This is a genomic window from Paucibacter sp. JuS9 (genome assembly GCF_044043925.2).
Classification (GTDB): Bacteria; Pseudomonadota; Gammaproteobacteria; order Burkholderiales; family Burkholderiaceae_C; genus JAUASW01.
The window spans coordinates 3883677-3904136 of the sequence record NZ_CP194172.1 but is presented as its reverse complement, the minus strand read 5'-3'; the positions used below and the strand labels follow the sequence as shown (position 1 = coordinate 3904136).

Annotated in this window: 17 protein-coding genes; 11 read left to right on the top strand and 6 right to left on the bottom strand. The window is 66.5% G+C overall.

The window, feature by feature from the left end:
- Positions 1-114: 114 nt before the first annotated feature.
- The 4 genes from ABT392_RS17425 to ABT392_RS17410 form a co-directional block, all read right to left on the bottom strand.
- On the bottom strand, positions 115-3255 hold the full coding sequence (locus ABT392_RS17425; protein ID WP_395385107.1) for an efflux RND transporter permease subunit: 3141 nt from the start codon (positions 3253-3255) through the stop codon (positions 115-117).
- Positions 3252-4490: an efflux RND transporter periplasmic adaptor subunit gene (locus tag ABT392_RS17420; protein ID WP_395385108.1), complete on the bottom strand. Its 1239-nt coding sequence runs from the start codon at positions 4488-4490 to the stop codon at positions 3252-3254. The genes ABT392_RS17425 and ABT392_RS17420 overlap by 4 nt, the downstream gene beginning before the upstream one ends.
- Before the next feature lie 126 nt (positions 4491-4616).
- Positions 4617-5543, bottom strand: coding sequence for a pseudouridine-5'-phosphate glycosidase (locus ABT392_RS17415; RefSeq protein ID WP_395385109.1), 927 nt, complete (start codon positions 5541-5543; stop codon positions 4617-4619).
- Between the two features lie 5 nt (positions 5544-5548).
- Complete coding sequence (locus tag ABT392_RS17410) at positions 5549-6631, bottom strand: carbohydrate kinase family protein (RefSeq protein ID WP_395385110.1); 1083 nt, start codon at positions 6629-6631, stop codon at positions 5549-5551.
- Between the two features lie 78 nt (positions 6632-6709).
- On the opposite strand from ABT392_RS17410, the gene ABT392_RS17405 reads away from it, so the two are divergent.
- A complete protein-coding gene (locus tag ABT392_RS17405) occupies positions 6710-7600 on the top strand; it encodes a DUF3034 family protein (RefSeq protein WP_395385111.1) in 891 nt (296 codons plus the stop codon).
- Positions 7601-7617: 17 nt separating this feature from the next.
- The gene (locus ABT392_RS17400) at positions 7618-8037 is read left to right on the top strand and encodes a group I truncated hemoglobin (RefSeq protein WP_395385112.1); all 420 of its coding nucleotides are present in this window, start codon (positions 7618-7620) and stop codon (positions 8035-8037) included.
- Positions 8038-8052: 15 nt separating this feature from the next.
- Here the strand turns inward: ABT392_RS17400 and ABT392_RS17395 are convergent, their stop codons facing one another.
- Positions 8053-10518: a glycoside hydrolase family 3 protein gene (locus tag ABT392_RS17395; RefSeq protein WP_395385113.1), complete on the bottom strand. Its 2466-nt coding sequence runs from the start codon at positions 10516-10518 to the stop codon at positions 8053-8055.
- 95 nt (positions 10519-10613) lie between these two features.
- Here ABT392_RS17395 and ABT392_RS17390 point away from each other — a divergent pair, with 95 nt between their 5' ends.
- The 7 genes from ABT392_RS17390 (at position 10614) to gph (ending at position 17429) form a co-directional block, all read left to right on the top strand.
- A complete protein-coding gene (locus ABT392_RS17390; protein ID WP_395385114.1) occupies positions 10614-11291 on the top strand; it encodes a response regulator transcription factor in 678 nt (225 codons plus the stop codon).
- Positions 11288-12724 (top strand): sensor histidine kinase, encoded by a 1437-nt coding sequence (locus ABT392_RS17385; protein ID WP_395385115.1) that lies wholly within the window; start codon positions 11288-11290, stop codon positions 12722-12724. Before ABT392_RS17390 ends, ABT392_RS17385 begins: the two co-directional genes overlap by 4 nt.
- Before the next feature lie 69 nt (positions 12725-12793).
- Positions 12794-14041, top strand: a complete 1248-nt coding sequence (locus ABT392_RS17380) for an ABC transporter substrate-binding protein (protein WP_395385116.1) — start codon at positions 12794-12796, stop codon at positions 14039-14041.
- Between the two features lie 10 nt (positions 14042-14051).
- Positions 14052-14912: a carbohydrate ABC transporter permease gene (locus ABT392_RS17375; RefSeq protein WP_334279368.1), complete on the top strand. Its 861-nt coding sequence runs from the start codon at positions 14052-14054 to the stop codon at positions 14910-14912.
- A complete protein-coding gene (locus ABT392_RS17370; RefSeq protein WP_395385117.1) occupies positions 14909-15754 on the top strand; it encodes a carbohydrate ABC transporter permease in 846 nt (281 codons plus the stop codon). Before ABT392_RS17375 ends, ABT392_RS17370 begins: the two co-directional genes overlap by 4 nt.
- Before the next feature lie 14 nt (positions 15755-15768).
- Positions 15769-16761 (top strand): ABC transporter ATP-binding protein, encoded by a 993-nt coding sequence (locus ABT392_RS17365; protein WP_395386812.1) that lies wholly within the window; start codon positions 15769-15771, stop codon positions 16759-16761.
- Positions 16761-17429 carry a phosphoglycolate phosphatase gene (gene gph / locus ABT392_RS17360; protein ID WP_395385118.1) on the top strand — a complete coding sequence of 223 codons (669 nt, stop codon included), beginning with the start codon at positions 16761-16763 and terminating at the stop codon, positions 17427-17429. Before ABT392_RS17365 ends, gph begins: the two co-directional genes overlap by 1 nt.
- Before the next feature lie 4 nt (positions 17430-17433).
- Here gph and ABT392_RS17355 read toward each other — a convergent pair whose 3' ends face one another.
- Positions 17434-18039: a chalcone isomerase family protein gene (locus tag ABT392_RS17355; RefSeq protein WP_395385119.1), complete on the bottom strand. Its 606-nt coding sequence runs from the start codon at positions 18037-18039 to the stop codon at positions 17434-17436.
- 347 nt (positions 18040-18386) lie between these two features.
- On the opposite strand from ABT392_RS17355, the gene trpE reads away from it, so the two are divergent.
- Together trpE and ABT392_RS17345 are read left to right on the top strand one after the other, a co-directional pair.
- Entirely contained in the window at positions 18387-19871 is a 1485-nt protein-coding gene (trpE, locus tag ABT392_RS17350) for an anthranilate synthase component I (protein ID WP_334279364.1), read from the top strand.
- Position 19872: 1 nt separating this feature from the next.
- A complete protein-coding gene (locus ABT392_RS17345; protein WP_334279363.1) occupies positions 19873-20457 on the top strand; it encodes an anthranilate synthase component II in 585 nt (194 codons plus the stop codon).
- Positions 20458-20460: the final 3 nt, after the last annotated feature.

The window sequence follows — 20460 nt, the reverse complement described above, 5'->3', positions numbered from 1 at the left end:
GGCCGCCACTGTAACGAAGTGGCGGCCCGGCCCGCATGGGTTGTTTCCCGCTTGATCCCTAGTCTGCTGCCGCCGGCACATGCGGGACATGGGCCGGCCCTCGGCACGCGTCGCTCAGTCCGCAGGGACTGAGCTCGGTCGCGGCTCGGAGTGGCTGGTCATCACCATATGCGCCACTTCGCGCGTGTCCGGCCCATGGCCGCTCCAGCGGTCCAGTGCCAGGTAGATCACCGGCGTGATGTAGAGCGTCACCGCCTGCGACAGGATCAGGCCGCCCACCACCGCCAGGCCCAACGGCTGGCGCAGCTCGGCGCCGGCGCCGAGGCCCAGGGCGATGGGCAGGGCGCCCATCAAGGCCGCCAGCGTCGTCATCATGATCGGGCGAAAGCGCAGGATGCAGGCCTCGCGGATCGCGGCTTGCGGCGTCATGCCGCCGTTGCGCTGCGCATCCAGCGCGAAGTCGATCATCATGATCGCGTTCTTCTTGACGATGCCGATCAGCATCACGATGCCGATGGTTGCGATGATGGTCAGGTCCATGCCGAAAACCTGCAAGGTGATCAGCGCGCCCACGGCCGCCGAGGGCAGGCCGGCCAGGATGGTGATCGGGTGGATGTAGCTCTCGTACAGCACGCCCAGCAGCACATAGATCACCGCCAGCGCCAGGCCGATCAGCAGCAGCTGGCCGGACTGCGAATCCTGGAACACCGCCGCATCGCCGCCGTAGCTGGTGATGATGGAGGCGGGCAGCGCGATTTCCTTGGTGTAGGCGGAGATCGCCTTCGTCGCTTCGCCCAGCGGCACGCCGGGCGCCAGGTTGAAGGAGAGCGTGATGGCCTGCAACTGCCCCTGGTGGTTGACGGACGTCGGGCCCAGGCCGCGCTGCACCGAGGCAAAGGCCGTGAGCGGCACCAGCGAGCCGTTCTTGCTGCGCAGATGGATCTTGTCGAAAGCGTCTTCGCCCATGCGGTCGGCGTCGCCGGCCTCCATGATCACCTGGTAGGTGTTGCTCTCGGCATAGATGCTGGACACCTGGCGCTCGCCGAAGGCGCCGTAAAGCATGGTGCGCACGTCCTGCATCTGCACGCCCAAGAGGTTGGCGCGCTCGCGGTCGATGACGAGATTGGCCTGCAGGCCGCGCAGTTGCGAGTCGCTGGTGACGTCGCGGAACATCTTGCTGTCGTCGCGCAGCTTTGCTTGCAGCTTCTGCGCCCAGGTGCTCAGCTCGCCCGCCGCCACCGACTGCAGAGTGAACTGGTAGCGGCTCTTGCTTTGGCGCCCGCCCAGTTGCAGGTTCTGCACCGGGCGCAGAAAGACCTGCAGGCCGGGCACTGCACGCAGGTCCTTGCGCAGGCTCTCCACCACCTTCACCATCGGCGGCCGCTCCTTGCGGGGCTTCAGGTTGATGAACATGCGGCCGGTGTTGGTCGCGCCAGTGGCGTTCTGGCCGCCGCCCACGGCAGCCGAGACGCTCAGCACCGCCGGGTTGTTCTTGACGATGGCCGCCGCCTGCTCCTGCAGCACCGTCATCGTGTTGAAGGAGGTGTCTTCGCTGGCTTCGGTGCTGGCCTGGATCTGGCCGATGTCTTCCTCAGGGAAGAAGCCCTTGGGAATGGCGATGTAGAGCCAGATCGTCGCGATGAAGCTGGCCAGGGCGAGGCCGTAGATCCAGCCGCGCCGGCGCAGGGCCCAGTCGAGCGAGTTGGCATAGGCGTCCTGCGTGGCCTTGAAGCCGCGCTCGAACAGTTGGCCGAGCCTGCCTTCCTCGGTGTCGTGATGCGGCTTCAGGTAGCGGCTGCAAAGCATGGGCACGAGCGTGAGCGAGACCATGGCCGACACGAGGATGGACAGCGACACCACCACGGCGAACTCGTGGAACAGCAGGCCGATCACGCCCGGCATGAAGAAGATCGGGATCAGCACCGCCACCAGCGAGATCGAGATCGAGAGGATGGTGAAGGTCATCTCGCGCGCACCGCGGATCGCGGCCTCGAAGGGCTTGGCGCCATCTTCGATATGGCGGTAGATGTTTTCCAGCATCACGATGGCGTCGTCCACCACCAGGCCCACGGCCAGCGTGATGCCCAGCAGCGAGATGTTGTCCAGGCTGTAGCCCAGCGCGAACAGCAAGGTCAGGGCGCCGATCAGCGAGATCGGTAGCGAGAGCGCAGGTATCAGCGTGGCGGCCGCGCGGCGCAGGAAGATGAAGATCACCATCACCACCAGGCCCACGGTCAGCGCCAGCGTGAGATACACGTCGTGCAGCGATTCGCGCACCGAGATCGAGCGGTCGTTCAAGGTGTTCATCTGCACCGAGTCGGGCAGCTGCTCCTTGAAGCGCGGCAGCACGGTCTTCACCGCATCGACGACCTTGACGGTGTTGGCATCCGGCTGGCGCTGCACGGCCAGCACGATGGAGCGCTCGCCATTGAAGTTGCTGAAGGACTTGGTGGTCTCGAAGCTGTCCTGCACATCGGCCACGTCGCGCAGGAAGACCGGCGCGCCATTGCGCGTGGCAACCACCAGCGCGCCGAACTCGCGCGCGTTCTTCAACTGCTTGTTGGCCTGGATGGTCAGCGTCTGGCGGTTGCCGTCCAGCACGCCGACCGGCGTGTTCGCATTGGCGGTACGGATCGCCGCCTGCAGCTCCTCCAGCGTCATGTTGCGCTGGGCCAGCAGGTCGTTGCGCACCTTGATGCGAACGGCGTAGCGCTTCTGGCCAAAGATGGAGACCTGGGCCACACCGTCGATGGTGGAGAGTGCCGGCGTGATCAGGTTTTCGGCGAAATCATTCAGCTCGGTGATGTTGATCGAGGGCGAGGTCAGCGCCACCAGCAGCACCGGCGCATCGGCCGGATTGACCTTGCGGTAGCTGGGCGGCGAGGTCATCTCGACCGGCAGTGCGCGCAAGGACCGGAACAGCGCGGCCTGCACGTCCACAGCGGCCGCGTCGATGTTTCGTGACGGGTCGAACTCCAGCGTGAGCGAAGTGCCGCCAAGGCCGGAGCTGGACGAGATCGTCGTCAGGCCGGCGATGGTGGAGAACTGCTTTTCCAGCGGCAACGCGACCGATGAAGCCATGGTCTCGGGTGAGGCGCCGGGCAAGCTGGCCTGCACATTGATGACCGGCGTGTTGTAGCTGGGCAGGGCAGCGACCGGGATCTTGCTCCAGGCTGCCAGGCCGGCGATCACCACCGACACGTTCAGCAGCACGGTCATCACCGGCCGCCGGATGAAAAGCTCGGTCCAGTTCATTTGGAGGCACCCGAGGCAGTCGCCGATGCTGCACGAGCGGACGCGGCAGCCGGGTTCAGCGATGCCGGCTGCGTCTTCAAGGGCACGCCGGGCCGCAGGTTCTGCTTGCCGTCCAGCACGATCTGGTCGCCGGCTTCCACGCCCTCGACCACGATCAGCTCGCCAAAGGGGTAGCGGGTCTGGACGATCTTCTGCACCGCGGTCTTGTCCGGGCCGACGATGTAGACCGAGCGCTCATTGCCGCGCTGGATGATGGCCGCCTGCGGCACGACCACCGCGTCTTTCAGAGTGCGCAGCACCATGCGCACGCGCACATACTGGCCGGGCCACAAGGCCAGCTTGTCGTTGCCGAACTCGGCCTTGAGCCTCAAGGTGCCGGTGTTGGCGTCCACCAGGTTGTCCACAAAGGTGACGCGGCCCTTGATCGCCTCGTCGGCTGCCTTGGCGCCACGCGCACCAGGCATGAGGACCTGCGCTTCGAGGCCTTCGGCCTTGCTGCCGCGGGTGGCGGCGAGCACGGCACTGAGTTGCGTCTCCGGCACCACGAAACCGACGCCGATGGGATGAAGCTGGGCGATGCTGACCAGCGGCAGGGCCGCCGCATTGGCCTGCACCAGCGTGCCGGGCACCACGTTGAGCTGGCCTGCCCGGCCGGCGAAGGGCGCTCGGACTTCGTTGTAAGAGAGCGAGACCTGCGCGGCCTGCACGGCGGCTTCATCCGACTGGATCAGCGCGCGGGCCGCTTCGACATTGCTCAGCGCGGTGTCCACGGCGTTCTGGGCCACGAAGCCTTGCGACTTCAGTTCTTCGGAACGCTTGAGCTGGCGCTCCAGGTCATTCAGGCTGGCTCGGTCGCGGGCCAGTTGGGCGCGGGCCTTGTCCAGGTTGGCACGGTCGGCGCGATCATCAAACCGGAACAGCGGCTGGCCCCGGCGCACCATGTCGCCGTCCTTGATCAGCAGTTCGCGCACGGTGCTGGTGGTCTGCGCCCGCAGGTCCACGGTGGCGAGGGCGACGACGGTGCCGCTGGCCTCGATGCTCACCGGCACGTCCTGCTTCTGCGCCCTCCAGACGCCCACCAGTTGCGGAGCGCCCTTGGCAGTACCCGAAGCGCCGGAGGCCGGCGCGCTGGCTGCGGCCGCCGCCCCATCGCTGGTGCTCCGCCCTTTCCACCACCAGCCAGCGCCGGCCAGCGCAATCACGATCAGGGTCAGGGCAAGAGGCTTGCTGCGCATGCGGGAACTTTCTTCTCTACGGTGGCTTTGGGTCGGCCCGAGAGCTTATGCGTGCCCGCCTGGCCGAATGTTGCGCGCCGGTGAAGCGCGGGGACATTCGGGGCCGCATTTGACGACAGCTTTGCTTCAGCCCCCCAGCGCCAGGGCGAGCTGCGCCCCGACCCGCGCATTGTTCTTCACCAGCGCGATATTGGTCGAGAGGCTGCGGCCGCCCGTCAAGGCCTTGATGCGGGCCAGCAGGAAGGGCGTGACGGACTTGCCGGTGACACCTTGTGCCGCTGCTTCCTGCAGCGCCTGTGCCGTGATTGTGTCAATCTCTTCGCGCGGCATCGCTTCGTCTGCCGGTACCGGGTTGCTCACCACCACGCCACCCTTGAGGCCCAGGGCCCATTTGGCCTTGAGGAAGGTGGCCTGCTCGGCCGGCGTGTCGAGCCTGAAGTCGGCCTTGAAGCCGCTGTCCGGCGTGTAGAAGGCGGCGAAGTTGTCCTGGCCGACCGACACGACCGGCACGCCCTGCGTCTCCAGGTATTCCAGGGTCAGGGCGATGTCGAGGATGCTCTTGGCGCCGGCGCAGACCACGGCGACCGAGGTCTTGGCCAGCTCCTGCAGGTCGGCCGAGATGTCGAAACTCTCCGGCGCGCCGCGGTGCACGCCGCCGATGCCGCCGGTGACGAAGACGCGGATGCCGGCCAGCTCGGCGCAGATCATCGTCGCGGCCACCGTGGTGGCGCCGACCTTGCCACTGGTGATGGCGAAGGGCAGGTCGCGGCGGCTCAGCTTCAGCGCATCACTGCTGCGGCCGAGCAGCTCCAGCTCATCGCTCGAGAGGCCGATGCGGATCTTGCCGCCCATCACTGCGATGGTGGCCGGCACGGCGCCAGCTGCGCGGATGATGTCCTCAACCTCGCGCGCCGTCTCCACGTTCTGCGGATAGGGCATGCCGTGGGAAATGATGGTGGACTCCAGGGCGACCAGGGGCTTGCCGGCGGCGCGCGCGGCAGCCACCTCGACGGAGTATTCGATGTAGGCGGTGTAGTCGGCTTTTGCGGTCATCTTCTTCATTCCAGGGTGGCAGGCGAGAGGTCGGGATGGACCGTCGCCGTGGTTTGCAGCGTCAGGGCGGCAAGGGTCAGGCCTTGCCGGCAGGCGGATTCGAGGTCTTCAGGCTTGCGGTCCAGGCCATGGCAGAGGCCGGCCGCGAAGGCGTCGCCTGCGCCGGTCACGTCCAGCACGTCTGTGGCGGGCGCGGCCAGCGCGGTGAAGCGGCCGTCGGGGCGGCTGCAGAGCACGCCTTTGCGACCTTCGGTGATCACAAGGTCTTGCAGGCCGCGTTCGCGCAGGCCGATGAGTGCGCGCTGTTTGGCGGCGGCACTCTTGAGCTTTTCGCCGCAGAGTGCTTCCAGTTCGCCGAGGTTGAGCACCAGGCATCGCAGGCCGCGCAGGTCCTGCGGCAGCCGTGCCATCTTGGGCTCGGACACGGCCACCAGCACCGTGGGCAGGCCGGCGGCATGGGCTTCTTCGAGCAGAAGCGAGATGCTGTCGGCCGGCAGGTTCAGGTCGGCCACCAGCATCCGCGCCTGGGCTCGCTGCGCTGCGGTGCTGCGCAGGAACTCCGGGCTCAGGCGCTCGGCCAGTTCCATATGGGCCAGGGCGACCAGCATCTGGCCGTTGGCATCGAGCACGGCCGTGTAGCTCCCCGTGGCGGCATCGGGTACTTGCAGGGAGCCGCTGGTGTCCAGGCCGAGGCTCTGGGCCTGGGCGAGCAGGCCCTGGCCGGTGGCGTCCATGCCCACGGCGGTGAGCAATTGCACCGGCAGGCCCAGGCGCGCCAGGTTCTCGGCAATATTTCGGGCCACGCCACCCGGGCTCTCCTTCACCAGCCGTGCCGGGTTCGAAGTTCCAGGCCGAATGGGTGACAAGCTGCTCAGCTTGCGGTCGATATTGGCGCCGCCGATACAGAGCAGCGGAGAACGCTGGGGCAGGATGTAGGCCCGGCCCAGCAGTTGCCGCTCGCGCGTCAGCGCGGCAATATGGCCGGCCACCGCCGAGCGGGACAGGCCCAGGCTTTCCGCCAGGTCCTGCTGGCTGACGAAGGGGTTGTTGCGGATCAGGTCCAGCAACTGTTCTTTCTTGCTTGGCATCGGCGGATTGTGACGCGGTTTGAACAATTGTTTGTGTCTGGGGACATTTGTCCCTTGACTTGGAAGGGAGTACCGCGCATGCGCATCAAGAATCTCTGGGCGGCTACGGCTGCCCTGCTGCTGGCCAGCTCGGCCTTGGCCGGCGACGGCAAGCTGCTGCTGACCGGTGGCGTCTCCAGCGTCGAGGGCGCGGCCGGCGGCGGGCTCACGCCCTGGGCCGTGACCGGCAGCTATGCCACGGTGGGCGAATGGGGCGCCACGGCGCATGCCACCCGGGTCAAGACCCAGGACTACAGCCTGAACACCCATGGCGCGCTGGTGAGCTGGAACGAGCGGGTCGAACTCTCGCTGGCCAGGCAGCGCTTCGATACCGGCGCCACCGGCACGGCGCTGGGCCTGCCTGGCCTCCAGCTCAAGCAGGACACCTTCGGCGTGAAGCTGCGCGTGGCGGGTGACGCGGTGCTCGACAGCGACAGCCTGATGCCGCAGATTGCCATCGGCATCGAGCACAAGCGCGGCGACGCGGGCGGCCTGCAAGCCACGCTTGCCTCGCTCGGCGCAAGCAAGAACGGCACTGACCTCTACGTCAGCGCCACCAAGCTCTTCCTGGCGCAAGGCATCCTCGTGAACGCCACGCTGCGCGCCACCAAGGCCAACCAGATCGGCCTCCTGGGCTTTGGCGGCACCGCCAGCAGCGGCTACAGCCTGCAGCCCGAGATCTCGCTGGCCTGGCTGCTCAGCAAGCAGTTGGCCGTCGGCGTTGAATACCGCGCCAAGCCCGACAAGCTCAACCCCAGCGCCCTGGGTGCCGGCCTGCGTGAAGAAGACTGGAAAGACCTCTTCATCGCCTGGGCCCCGAGCAAGCACTTCTCCCTGACCGCCGCCTACGTGGACCTCGGCCGCATCGTGCCGGCGGTCATCCCGAAGCGCCAGACCGGCAGCTATCTGTCGGCCCAGCTGGCGTTCTGATCGAGAGGAAGCGAACCATGTCGATACGCAACACCCTGATTGCACTGTCCCTGCTCGTGAGCGCATCGGCCTGGGCCGGCGACGACAGCCTCTACCGCGCGCTGGGCGAGAAAGCGGGCATCGCCAGGCTCATGAGCGACTTCAGCGGCCGCCTGAAGCGCGATGAGCGCATCGGCACGTTCTTCAAGGAGACGAATCCCAAGGCCCTGGCCGAGCAGCTGACCGATCAGGTCTGCGTGCTCAGCGGCGGCCCCTGCAAGTACGAGGGCGCGACGATGAAGAACTCGCATGCCGACCTGGGCATCGCCAAGAAGGACTTCAACATCCTCGTGGAAGTGCTGCAGCAGAGCATGGACGACGCGAACATTCCGTTCACCACGCAGAACCGCTTGCTGGCCCTGCTGGCGCCGATGCATCGCGATATCGTTACCCGCTGATCGTTATCGGCAGCATCAGCTTTTCAAGGCGCTGCAGGCAATGGCCTCGGGCCGCTTGGCGGCGCCGGTCTCGATGCGTATGCGTGCCAGGCTCGCGGTGAACGGCCCGGTCGTCGAGAGCGCGAATGGAATCTCGATCTTGCCGAGGTCCGCACCGGCCGCCGCGAAGCAGCTCAAGGGCACGACAAAGCGGCGGGGCTTGTTCAGGGGCGCCTGCGCGATCACCGCCGAGAGGTCCAGCTCCTCGCGGTGGCCCATGGCCAGCTTCACTGCTTGGCTTGCGGCCTGTTCGACGCGCAGGTCAAACACCAGCGCCCCATCGCGGTAGTTCTTCTGCAGGTCGACCCGCTGCGCCGCATAGGCCAGGACCTTGGCCGGGCCGCTCCAGCGCAGGCGCTTGGCGTCTTGCTGCTGGTGCATGTCGGTCGTGGTCAGCACGACGTCGGGGCGGGTCCAGGCGCCGTTCAGGTCGTCGCCGATGCGCAGCTCGGGCCATGCGTTGGCGGGGCTGTTCAGGATCAACGCATAGGGCGCCTGCGCCGCGCGTTCGAAGATCATCAGCTCCTTGCTCGCTGCGCAGCCGCCTTGCGTGTGCTTGGTGCTCAGCTTTGCGACGCTGGCCTTCTGGCCGTTTTGCAGACCGTAGCCCAGGGCGAACAAGGGCTTGCCGCCGCGCGGGCAGGCTTCCCGCGGCCAATCGAAAGGCAGCTTGCCCTTGAAGGCCGCGCCGCCTTGCACCAGCAGGTCGGCCACGCCGCCGCCCTCGGTGCCCGGCAGCCAGGCGGCGACGAAGGCGTCGGATGCGTTGATCAAATCGTTGACATGGAGTGGCCGGCCCGAGATGAAGACGGTGATGACCGGCTTGCCCTGTCCGGCCACCGCTTGCAACGCGGCCAGGTCTTCCGGATGACGATCCGCGTGGCGCAAGGTGCCCCAGGGCGGAATGTCGCCATTGCCCTCGGCATAGGGCGTTTCACCGATGACCGCGATCACCGCGTCGTAGTCGGCCAGGCGCACGCCGCGCCCGTCGATGCTGAAGCTCACCCGCTGCTCGCCGAGCGTCTCGCGCAGGCCGGCCAGCACGGTCTGGCCGGCAGCGAAATCGCTGTTCTTGTTGCCGGTGCCTTGCCAGCTGAGCGTCCAGCCGCCGGTCTGGTTCTCCATGCTGTCGGCACTCTTGCCGACGACCAGCACGCGCGCTTCGCGGCGCAAAGGCAAGACCTGGCCCTCGTTCTTCAGCAGCACCAGCGACTCGCGCACGGCGCGGCGCGCCAGCTCGCGGGCCAGCAGCGCATCGGCCTGCCCGGCCAGCCGGTTCTGCGCCGGGCTCTTGTCGAACAGGCCAGCGCGCAGCTTGACCCGCAGGATGCGGCGCACCGCGTCGTCGATGCGGGCCATCGGGATCTCGCCGCGCTCCACCTGGGCGATGGTCTCGAGGATGAATTCCTGCCAGTGCTCGGGCACCATGACCATGTCGATACCGGCATTGATCGCCTGGGCGCAGCGGGTGTCGCTGCAGCCAGACACCTGGCCGATGCCGTTCCAGTCGGAGACGATCAGGCCGTCGAAGCCCATCTGCTCCTTCAGCACCGTCGTCATCAGGTGGCGCTGGCCATGCAGCTTGCCTTCGTCCTTGTTGGCTCGGGTGTCGAACCAGCTGTTGAACGAGGCCATCACGGTTTGCGCGCCGGCACCGAGCGCGCCGTAGTAGCCGCGGCCGTGGGTGTCGCGCAGCATCTTCTCGCTCGCTCGCGTCTGGCCCTGGTCGCGGCCCAGGTGCGTGCCGCCGTCACCAATGAAATGCTTGGCCGTGGCCAGCGCGCTTTCGTCCGTGCCGAGCTGACCCTGCAGGCCGCGCACGAAGGCGGCGCCGAGCTGCTCCACGACAGCCGGGTCGGCCGAGTAGCTCTCGTAGGCGCGGCCCCAACGCATGTCTTGCGAGACGGCCAGCGTCGGCGCAAAGGTCCAGGGGATGCCGCTGGCCCGCACCTGGCGCGCGACTGCCGTACCGATTTCGGCCACCAGGGCCGGGTTGCGCGTGGCGCCCAGCGCCATGTTGTGCGGGAACAGCGTCGTGCCCAGCACATTGTTGTGGCCGTGGACCGCGTCGGTGCCCCAGATCACCGGCACCGGCAGCTTCATGTCGGTCGCCAGCGAGGCCTGGTGATAGGCCTCGGAAAGCTTCACCCAATCCGCCAGCGCGGCGTACTTGTTGCCGCCGGGCCAGGCGCCGCCGCCGTTCAGCACCGAGCCAATGTAGAAGCGCTTGACCTGCTCTGGCGTGATGAACTTGATCTCGGGCTGCGTCATCTGGCCGACCTTTTGCGGCAAGGTCATGCTGGCGAGGATCTGCTCGATGCGCGCCTCCTGCGCTGCGTCGCGCTTGATCGGGCTGGGCGCGGCGGGCCAGCGCACAGGCTCGGCGGCAAGGGCGGGCAAGGCAGATGCGAGCAAGGCGAGCGCAAGGCGAGAGGGCAGCATGCCAGAATTCTTAACGATCCACCGATTGCATTAAAGAAACGTTAACCCTAGCATCGGCGGCGACCTCAACATCGGGCGGCTACAGTCCTGCTCCCATGAACCTGCTGCTTGCCGAAGACGATGCGCTGCTGGCCGATGCCTTGTCGGCCCAGTTGCACCGTGCCGGCTTCGAGGTGGAGCACGCGCCCAATGGCGCGGTGGCCGAGTACCTGCTCCTGAAGCAGAAGTTCGACGTGGTGATCCTGGATCTGGGTTTGCCGCTGGTCGACGGGCTGACCGTCTTGAAGCGCGCCCGCGCCGCGCAATGCCTGACCCCCGTGCTTGTGCTCACCGCACTGGACGGGCTGGACGACCGCGTCGCTGGCCTCAATGCCGGTGCCGACGACTACCTGACCAAGCCCTTCGACTTCCCTGAACTGGAAGCGCGGCTCCATGCCTTGATGCGCCGCGGCCGGCCGCAAGCGCCTGCCAGCGCGACGATGGGCCAACTGACCTTTGATCGCGCGGCCAGGCGTGCCAGCGTGCGCGGGGCGACGCTGGAGCTGAGCCCGCGCGAATGGCTGCTGCTGGACCTGCTTCTGACCGAGCAGGACCGCGTCGTCGGCAAGCAGAGGATCACGCAGGCCTGGGCGCAGGACGGGGGGGATGCCGGCGGCGGTTCCATCGAGGTGTACATCCACCGGCTGCGCCGCAAGCTGGAGCACTCAGGCTTGTCGATTCGCACCGTGCGTGGGCTCGGGTATCTGCTCGAGAACGAGTCATCTGTGGCATGAGCCGTCGCTGGCTTGTCGCAGTACCCGGCGCGCGCTCGCTGCGCCGCCAGCTCTTTGTCTGGCTGCTGGTTCCGCAACTGGTGCTGTGGATCGCCGCCGGCTTCTTCACCTATCAACTCGCCGCCGGCTACGCGAACCGCGCGATTGATGCCGGCCTCTCGCAGGCCGCGCGTGCGCTGGCCCGCCAGGTCAAGCCGCAGGACAACGGCCTCTTGATCGATTTCCCGCGTGCCGCGCAGGACATCCTCGAATCCGACCCCAGCGACCGCGTGCTCTACATGGTCAGCACGCCGCCCGGCCGCTTCATCCTTGGCAACAAGAACCTGCCGCCGCTGCCGGCGGGTGCGGCGTCGCAGATCGGCGAGCCCTTGTCTTACGACGGTGTTTTGCGCGACCCGCAGCAGGGCGAGTTGCGCGTGCGCGTGGCCGCTCTGCACTTGCGCTATGGCGAGCCGGGCAGCCCGGGCCAGACGCTGCTGGTGCAGGTGGCTCGCTCCAGCGCCAACCGCGAAGAGCTGGCGCGGCAGATCCTGCTGGACATGGTGCTGCCGCTCTCCGGCCTGATGCTCTTGATGACGATGATCGTCGGCGCCGGCATCCGCGCAGGCCTCGCGCCGCTCACGGCCTTGCAGCGGCAGGTCGAAGGCCGCGCGGCCAACGACCTCGCGCCGATCCAGATCAGCGCTGCGCCGCCCGAGGTGCGCGCGCTGGCGCGTGCCATCAACAGCTTGCTGACCGAGGTGCAGCACAGTGTGGCGGTGCAGAAGCGCTTCATCAGCGATGCGGCGCACCAGCTGCGCACGCCGCTGGCCGGGCTCAAGAGCCAGACCGAATTGGCCTTGCGCGATGCGAGCGAACCCGAGCTGGTGCAGCGCCTGCAGCGCGTGCACGAAAGCGCGGTGCGCAGCGCCCATCTGATCAACCAGCTGCTGACGCTGGCTCGCGCCGAGCCCGAATCTGCGAAAGCCCAGGACCGCCTGCCGCTGGACCTGCGCCAACTGGCGCGCGAGCTGACTGCCGAGCTGGTGCCGCGTGCATTGCAGGCCGGTGTGGACCTGGGCCTGGATGATGCCGAAGAAGGCGCGCCGCCCCTGCTGGTGCGAGGCATCGCCTTCCTCTTACGCGAGGCCTTGAGCAACCTTGTCGACAACGCTATTCGCTATGCCGGCCGCGGCGCCTCTGTCACGGTGCGCGTGCGCAGCGAGCAAGGCCGCGTGTTGCTGGAGGTTGAAGACAACGGCCCCGGTCTGGCCGAGAACGAGCTGGAGCGTGTTTTCCAGCGATTCGTTCGCGCAACCGCCGAGGGCAGCGGTTGCGGCCTGGGCCTGGCCATCGTGCGGGAGATCGTCGAACGCCATGAGGGCAGCGTCGTGCTGGTCTCGTTGGCGCCGCGCGGCCTGCTGGCTCGCATCAGCCTGCCGGCCGAGGGTTAGTCCTTTCTTCTGGCTCGTTAATGTTTCATTAATAATTTACCGAACGACAAGACCTCAGGAGACCGCCGTATGAAACGCCCCCTGCCAAGAATCCTGGCGGCCAGCCTGGCCCTGATCGGCTCCATTGCCTTTGCGGGCGAGGTGGAAGTACTGCACTGGTGGACCAGCGGCGGCGAAGCCAAGGCGGCGCAAGCCCTGAAGGCCAGCCTGCAGGCCAAGGGCCACAGCTGGAAGGACTTTGCCGTGGCCGGCGGCGGCGGCGACTCGGCGATGACGGTCCTGAAGTCGCGCGTGGTGTCCGGCAATGCACCGGCCGCGGCGCAGATCAAGGGCCCGTCGCTGCAGGACTGGGCGAAGGAAGGCGTGCTGGCCTCCATCGACGACGTGGCCAAGGCTGAGCGTTGGGACGAGCTCCTGCCCAAGACCGTGGCCGAGCAGATGAAGTACCGCGGCAGCTACATCGCCGCGCCGGTCAATGTGCACCGCATCAACTGGCTCTGGGCCAACCCTGAGGTCTTCAAGCGCGCCAAGATCCAGCCACCGACCAGCTGGGATGAGTTCTTCGTCGCCGCCGAGGCCTTGAAGAAGGCCGGCATCCTGCCGCTGGCGCACGGCGGCCAGAACTGGCAAGACCTGACCCTGTTCGAGACCGTGGCCATCGGCCTGGGCGGCCCGGAGTTCTACACCAAGGCGCTGGTGCAGCTGGACCCGGCGACACTGGCCAGCCCGACGATGGAGAAGGTGCTGAGCACGTACAAGCGCATCAAGCCCTATACCGACAAGAACGCCCCCGGCCGCGACTGGAACCTGGCCACCGCGATGGTGATCAAGGGCGAGGCGGCGATGCAGATCATGGGCGACTGGGCCAAGGGCGAGTTCCTGGCTGCCGGCAAGCAGCCGGGCAAGGACTTCCTGTGCCTGCCTTCGCCGGGCTCGGCCAAGAGCTTCAGCTACAACATCGACTCCTTCGCCATGTTCAAGCTGAAGAACGAGGCGAACGCGCGCGCGCAGAAGGAGCTGGCCGCGGCCATCATGTCGCCGGCCTTCCAGGAGACGTTCAACCTGGCCAAGGGCTCCATTCCCGTGCGCTCGGGCATGAAGCTCGACAAGTTCGACGACTGCGCCAAGGCATCGGCGACCGACTTTGCCGCTGCGGCCAAGGGCGGAACCTTGCTGCCCTCGCTGGCGCATGGCATGGCCGTTCCGTCGGCTGCCGAAGGCGCGATCAAGGACGTGATCAGCAATTTCTGGAACAGCGACAAGATGAATTCGGCCGACGCGATGAAGCGCCTGGTGTCGGCTGCCAAGACGCGCTGAAGCCCCGCCCATGAAGCAGCCCTGGCTGCCACGCCTCGTCGTCGCGCCCTCCTTCATCGTCTCCCTGCTGTTCATCTACGGCCTGATGGCCTGGAACGGCTGGTTGAGCGTTTCCGCCTCGCGGCTCCTGCCGAACTACGAATGGGCCGGCCTGGCCAATTACGAAGCGCTGTTCGAAATGGAGCGCTGGTGGCTGGCACTGCGCAACCTGGCTGTCTTCGGCGGGCTTTTCATCGGCGGCGCCATGGCGCTGGGCCTCCTGATGGCCATCCTGCTGGACCAGAAGGTGAGGGCGGAAGGGGCGCTGCGCACCATCTATCTCTATCCGATGGCGCTGTCCTTCATCGTCACCGGCACGGCCTGGAAGTGGATGCTCAACCCGGGTACCGGCCTCGAGCAGATCGTGCGCGACTGGGGCTTCGAGAATTTCTCGTTCGACTGGCTGATCGACTCCGAGATGGCGATCTACTGCGTCGCTATCGCCGGCGTCTGGCAGAGCGCCGGCTTCGTGATGGCCTTGTTCCTGGCCGGCTTGCGCGGCATCGACGACAGCATCATCAAGGCCGCGCAGATCGACGGCGCCAGCCTGCCGCGCATCTACTGGCGCATCATCATTCCGAGCCTGCGGCCCGTGTTCTTCTCGACGCTGCTGGTGGTCAGCCACCTGGCAATCAAGAGCTTTGACCTCGTGATGGCCCTGACCAGCGGCGGCCCCGGCTATGCCACCGACCTGCCGGCCACCTTCATGTACACCATGGCCTTTTCGCGCGGCCAGATCGGCCTGGGTGCGGCGAGCGCCATGATGATGCTGGCCACGGTGGCGGCCATCGTCGTGCCCTATCTCTATTCCGAGCTGAGGGCCAGGCGATGAGAGCCTTTCGCATCCTCCTGTTCGTGGCGCTCGGGCTTCTGGCCCTGTTCTTCCTGACGCCGCTCTACGTGATGCTGGCCACTTCCTTGAAGAGCATGGACGAGCTGCGCGAAGGCAGCCTGCTTGCGCTGCCGCAGGCGCCGGGCTTTGCGGCCTGGGCCAAGGCCTGGAGCAGCGCCTGCACCGGCACCGATTGCGGCGGCCTGCAGCCCTTCTTCGCCAACTCGATGCTGATGGTGGTGCCGGCGGTGGTGATCTCGACGGCGCTGGGCGCGCTGAACGGCTATGTGCTGAGCAAGTGGCGCTTCCGCGGCAGCGAGCTCTTGTTTGCCTTGATGCTGTTCGGCGTCTTCATGCCGATGCAGGTGGTGCTGCTGCCAATGAGCCAGGTGCTGGGCTGGCTGGGCATGGCCAGTTCCATCGGCGGCTTGATCCTGGTGCATGTGATTGCCGGCCTGCCGGGCACCACGCTGTTCTTCCGCAACTACTACGCCGGCCTGCCCGATGAACTGGTGCGTGCGGCCAAGCTCGATGGCGCCGGCTTCTGGCAGATCTTCTGGCGCATCGTGCTGCCGCTGTCCACGCCCATCCTGGTCGTCACCCTGATCTGGCAGTTCACCAATATCTGGAACGATTTTCTCTATGGCGTGGTGTTCTCCGGTGCCGACAGCAAGCCCATCACCGTGGGGCTGAACAACCTGGCCAACACCTCCAGCTCGGTCAAGGAGTACAACGTCGACATGGCCGCCGCGCTGATCGCCGCGTTGCCCACCCTGATCGTCTACGTGCTGGCGGGCAAGTACTTCGTGCGCGGGCTCACTGCCGGCGCCGTGAAAGGTTGATGAGGTTCAAGACGATGGGCGCGCTGGCAATCAAAGAGATCCGCAAGACCTTTGGCGAGACCGAGATCCTCAAGGGGATCGACATCGAGATCGAGGCCGGCGAGTTCCTCATCCTCGTGGGCCCCTCGGGCTGTGGCAAGAGCACGCTGCTCAACATGATCGCCGGCCTGGAGCAGCCGACGAGTGGCCGCATCGAGATTGGCGAGCGCGACGTGACCGACGTGGCCAGCAAGGACCGCGACATCGCCATGGTGTTCCAGAGCTATGCGCTCTATCCGAACATGAACGTGGCGCAGAACATTGCCTTCGCGCTGGAGATGCGCAAGGTGCCGAAGGCCGAGCGCGAGGCCGCCGTGAAGCGCGTGGCCGCGATGCTGCAGATCGAGCATCTGCTGGACCGCCGCCCGGCCCAGCTCAGCGGCGGCCAGCGCCAGCGCGTGGCCATGGGCCGGGCCCTGGCGCGCAACCCCAAGCTCTTCCTGTTCGACGAGCCGCTGTCCAACCTCGACGCCAAGCTGCGCGTCGAGATGCGTGCCGAGATCAAGCTCCTGCACCAGCGCACCCGCACGACCACGGTCTACGTGACCCACGACCAGGTCGAGGCCATGACGCTGGGTGACCGCATCGCCGTGATGAAGGACGGCCAGGTCCAGCAATTCGGCACCCCCGAGGCCATCTACGAGTGCCCGGCGAACCGCTTCGTCGCCGAGTTCGTCGGCTCACCGGCGATGAACTTCTTCGAGATGGCGGAGCAGCCCGGCGTGCAGATCGGCGTGCGGCCGGAGCATGTGGAGCTGGGTGCGCCGGGTGATGGCTTGAATGGCAAGGTCCTGATGCTGGAGCCGACCGGGCCGGAAGCCTATCTGAAGCTGGAGACGCCGCTGGGCACCTTGACCGCGCGCGTGGCCGGCCGGACACCGCATCAGGTGGGCGATGCCGTCGGCATCAGGTGGGCGCCGGAACGGGCGCATCGCTTCGAGGCTGCAAGCGGAATGCGAGTGGCCTGATGACGCTCTCCTTGAACGACCTTCCATCGCCGCAAGCCTTCCTGATCGACCTGGACGGCACCCTGGTCGACACTCTCGGCGACTTCGTCTTCGTGCTGAACCAGGTGCTGGCCGAGCTCGGCCAGCGCGGTGTCACGCGCGAGTTTGTCGAGCTGACGGTCGGCCAGGGCAGCGAGCACTTGATCCGGAGCACGCTGGCCGAGGTTGGCGCCGACGCGTGCTGGTATGACGAGGCCTGGGTGCGCTATCAGCGGCACTATGAGTCAGCCAATGGCGTGCACTCGGACGTCTTTCCGGGCGTGCTGGCTGGTCTTCAAGGCTTGCGCGCGCTCGGGCTGCCCATGGCCTGCCTGACCAACAAGCCGGCGCGCTTTGCCCGCGAGTTACTGCGCCGCAAGGGGCTGGATGGATTCTTTGATCAGGTCTTTGGCGGCGATGATTTCGAGCGCAAGAAGCCCGACCCGATGCCGTTGCTGAAGACCTGCGAGGCGCTGGGCACGCCGCCGGCGGCCAGCTGGATGATTGGCGACTCCAGCAATGACGCGAAGGCCGCGCGTGCGGCCGGCTGTCCTGTCGTGCTGGTGCGCTATGGCTACAACCATGGTGAGCCGATCGAGGCGGTCGATGCCGACCGCTTCATCGATTCTCTGGAGGAGCTGCCGGCCTGAGGCCTCAGCGGCGGCGCTTGCGCTCGATGCCGAGCAGCGCTTCCTTGAGCGAATCGTCCGCGGGCGACTTGCCCAGCCAGATGCGCATCAGGGCGGTGAAGAACTCGGGTTCCTTGATCGGGTCGCCCGCCACCTTGCCGTTGATCAGCACTTGAGAGCCGACGCCGGGAACATAGTCGACCGAGAAGCTTTCGCCCTTGGACAACTCCTTCTTCGCCGCAAAGAGTTCAGCGATCTTCAAGACGCCGTTGATGGACTTGACGAATTCCTCGCGCGGCGCATTGGCTTCCATGCCCTTGGTGAAGAGCTTGCCGAGGTCGTTGCCGTCGATGTCGCGCAGCGCCACGATGTGCAGGCGCTTGGGGCCGGCCATGTGCAGCAAGGTGTCCGGATCGGTGGTCTTTTCGGCAAGATAGAGACCGGCCGTGTAGACCTTGATCACCACCTTGTAGCGGATGCCGGCGCCATTGAGCACCAGCTTCTTGCCGCCCACGTCGGCCGCGGTGTCGTACTTGACGCCGGCCACTTCAACCGTGTCGGCCTGGGCGGCCAGCGGCAGGGAGAGAGCGCAGGCGGCCAGCGCCAGCGTGATCAGGGAACGACGATGCATCTTGATGTCCCACTCCGTTGTTGTGGACCCGCTCGAACGGCAGGCTTGATACTGAGCCTGGAGTATGTGCCAAGGCCATGGCGCTTGTCCGCGCCTGAATTCACGCTCGTTCGCTGGATGATTTAGCCGGTACACTCGGCCGCATGTTCATCACGCGCAAGCACATCAAGGGGTCGAACGACCGGGGAGCCTGGCCCTGGCGTTGCCCAACCGACTTCTCTTGAAGCCGCTGCTGCTTGCCGCTTGCCCGCAAAGGGCCCCTTTTCTTGACTGATCCGGCCAGCGCAGCGACCGTGTAACGGACGCGTGCCCGCCTGATGGCACGCCTGTACCGAAGGTGTGTTGACGTGATCACAGAACTTGAATTCCAGAGCCTGGCCGCGGAAGGCTACAACCGCATCCCCCTGATCAGCGAGGCCTTCGCTGACCTGGAAACCCCCCTCTCGCTTTACCTGAAGCTCTGCGCCGGCGCCGGCCAGGGCAAGCACAGCTTCCTGCTGGAATCGGTGGTGGGCGGCGAGCGCTTCGGCCGCTATTCCTTCATCGGCCTGCCCGCGCGCACGGTGCTCAAGAGCAGCGGCTTTCGCACCGAGGTGCTGCAGGACGGCCGCCTGATCGAGACGAATGAGGGCAACCCGCTCGAGTTCATCGAGGCCTACCAGAAGCGCTTCAAGGTGGCGCTGCGCCCTGGCCTGCCGCGCTTCTGCGGCGGCCTGGCCGGCTACTTCGGCTACGACGCGGTGCGCTACGTCGAACCCAAGCTCGCGAAGACCGAAAAGTCCGGCGGCCTCAATACGCCGGACGTGATGCTCCTGCAGTGCGAGGAGCTGGCCGTCATCGACAACCTGAGCGGCCGCCTCTACCTGATCGTCTACGCCGACCCCGGCCAGCCCGAGGCCTTCCACAAGGGCAAGAAGCGCCTGACCGAATTGCGCGACAAGCTGGCCTACAGCGTCAGCGCGCCGCGGGTCACGCGCAGCGAGGCGCATCCGGTGGAGCGCGAGTTCGCGCGTGCTGATTTCGAGGCCGGCGTGCTCAAGGCCAAGGACTACATCGCGGCTGGCGACTGCATGCAGATCGTCTTCGGCCAGCGCCTGCGCAAGCGCTACACCGGCTCACCGCTGAGCCTGTACCGCGCGCTGCGTTCCTTGAACCCCAGCCCCTACATGTACTTCTACGACATGGGCGACTTCCAGATCGTGGGCGCTTCGCCCGAGATCCTGGTGCGCCAGGAGAAGACAGCGGCCGGCACGCAGGTCACGATCCGCCCGCTGGCCGGCACGCGACCCCGTGGCGGCACGGCCGAGAAGGACGTGGCCATGGAAGCCGAGCTGAAGGCCGACCCCAAGGAGCGCGCCGAGCACCTGATGCTGATCGACCTGGCCCGCAACGACGTGGGCCGCATTGCCGAAACCGGTTCGGTGAAGCTGAGCGATGCCTTTGCGGTGGAGCGCTACTCGCATGTGATGCACATCGTTTCCAACGTCGAAGGCACGCTGAAGCAGGGCCTGACGAATATGGATGTGTTCCGCGCCGCCTTCCCGGCCGGCACCTTGAGCGGCGCGCCCAAGATTCGGGCGATGCAGATCATCGACGAGCTGGAGCCGGTCAAGCGCGGCATCTACGGCGGCGCCTGCGGCTACCTGAGCTTTGCCGGCGACATGGACCTGGCGATTGCGATCCGCACCGGCGTGATCCAGGATCAGACGCTGTACGTGCAGGCGGCAGCGGGCATCGTGGCCGACTCGGTGCCTGAACTGGAATGGAAAGAGACGGAAGCCAAGGCGCGCGCTTTGCTCCGTGCCGCTGAACTTGTGGAAGAGGGGTTCTGACATGCTGTTGATGATCGACAACTACGACAGCTTCACCTTCAACCTGGTGCAGTACTTCGGCGAACTCGGGGCCGACGTGAAGGTGGTGCGCAATGACCAGATCACGGTCGAGGAAATCGGCGCCCTGAAGCCTGATCACCTGGTCTTCTCGCCCGGCCCCTGCTCTCCGGCCGAAGCGGGCGTTTGTGTGGAAGCCATCCAGGCCTTCACGGGCAAGCTGCCCATCCTGGGTGTCTGCCTGGGCCATCAGAGCATCGGCGCGGCGCTGGGTGGCAGGATCATCCGCGCGCAGACGCAGATGCACGGCAAGGCCAGCACCATCACGACCGACCAGAAGGGCGTGTTCAAGGGCTTGCCCAAGGATTTCAGCGTGATCCGCTACCACTCGCTGGTGATCGAGGAAGCCACGATGCCGGCGGTGCTGGAGATCAGCGCGCGCAGCGAAGACGGCGAGATCATGGGTGTGCGCCACCGCGAATTGGCCGGCACGGCCACGCCGCTGGAGGGCGTGCAGTTTCATCCCGAGTCCATCCTGTCCGAGCATGGGCACGCGATGCTGAAGAACTTTCTGCAACTGGCGCTGTGAGTC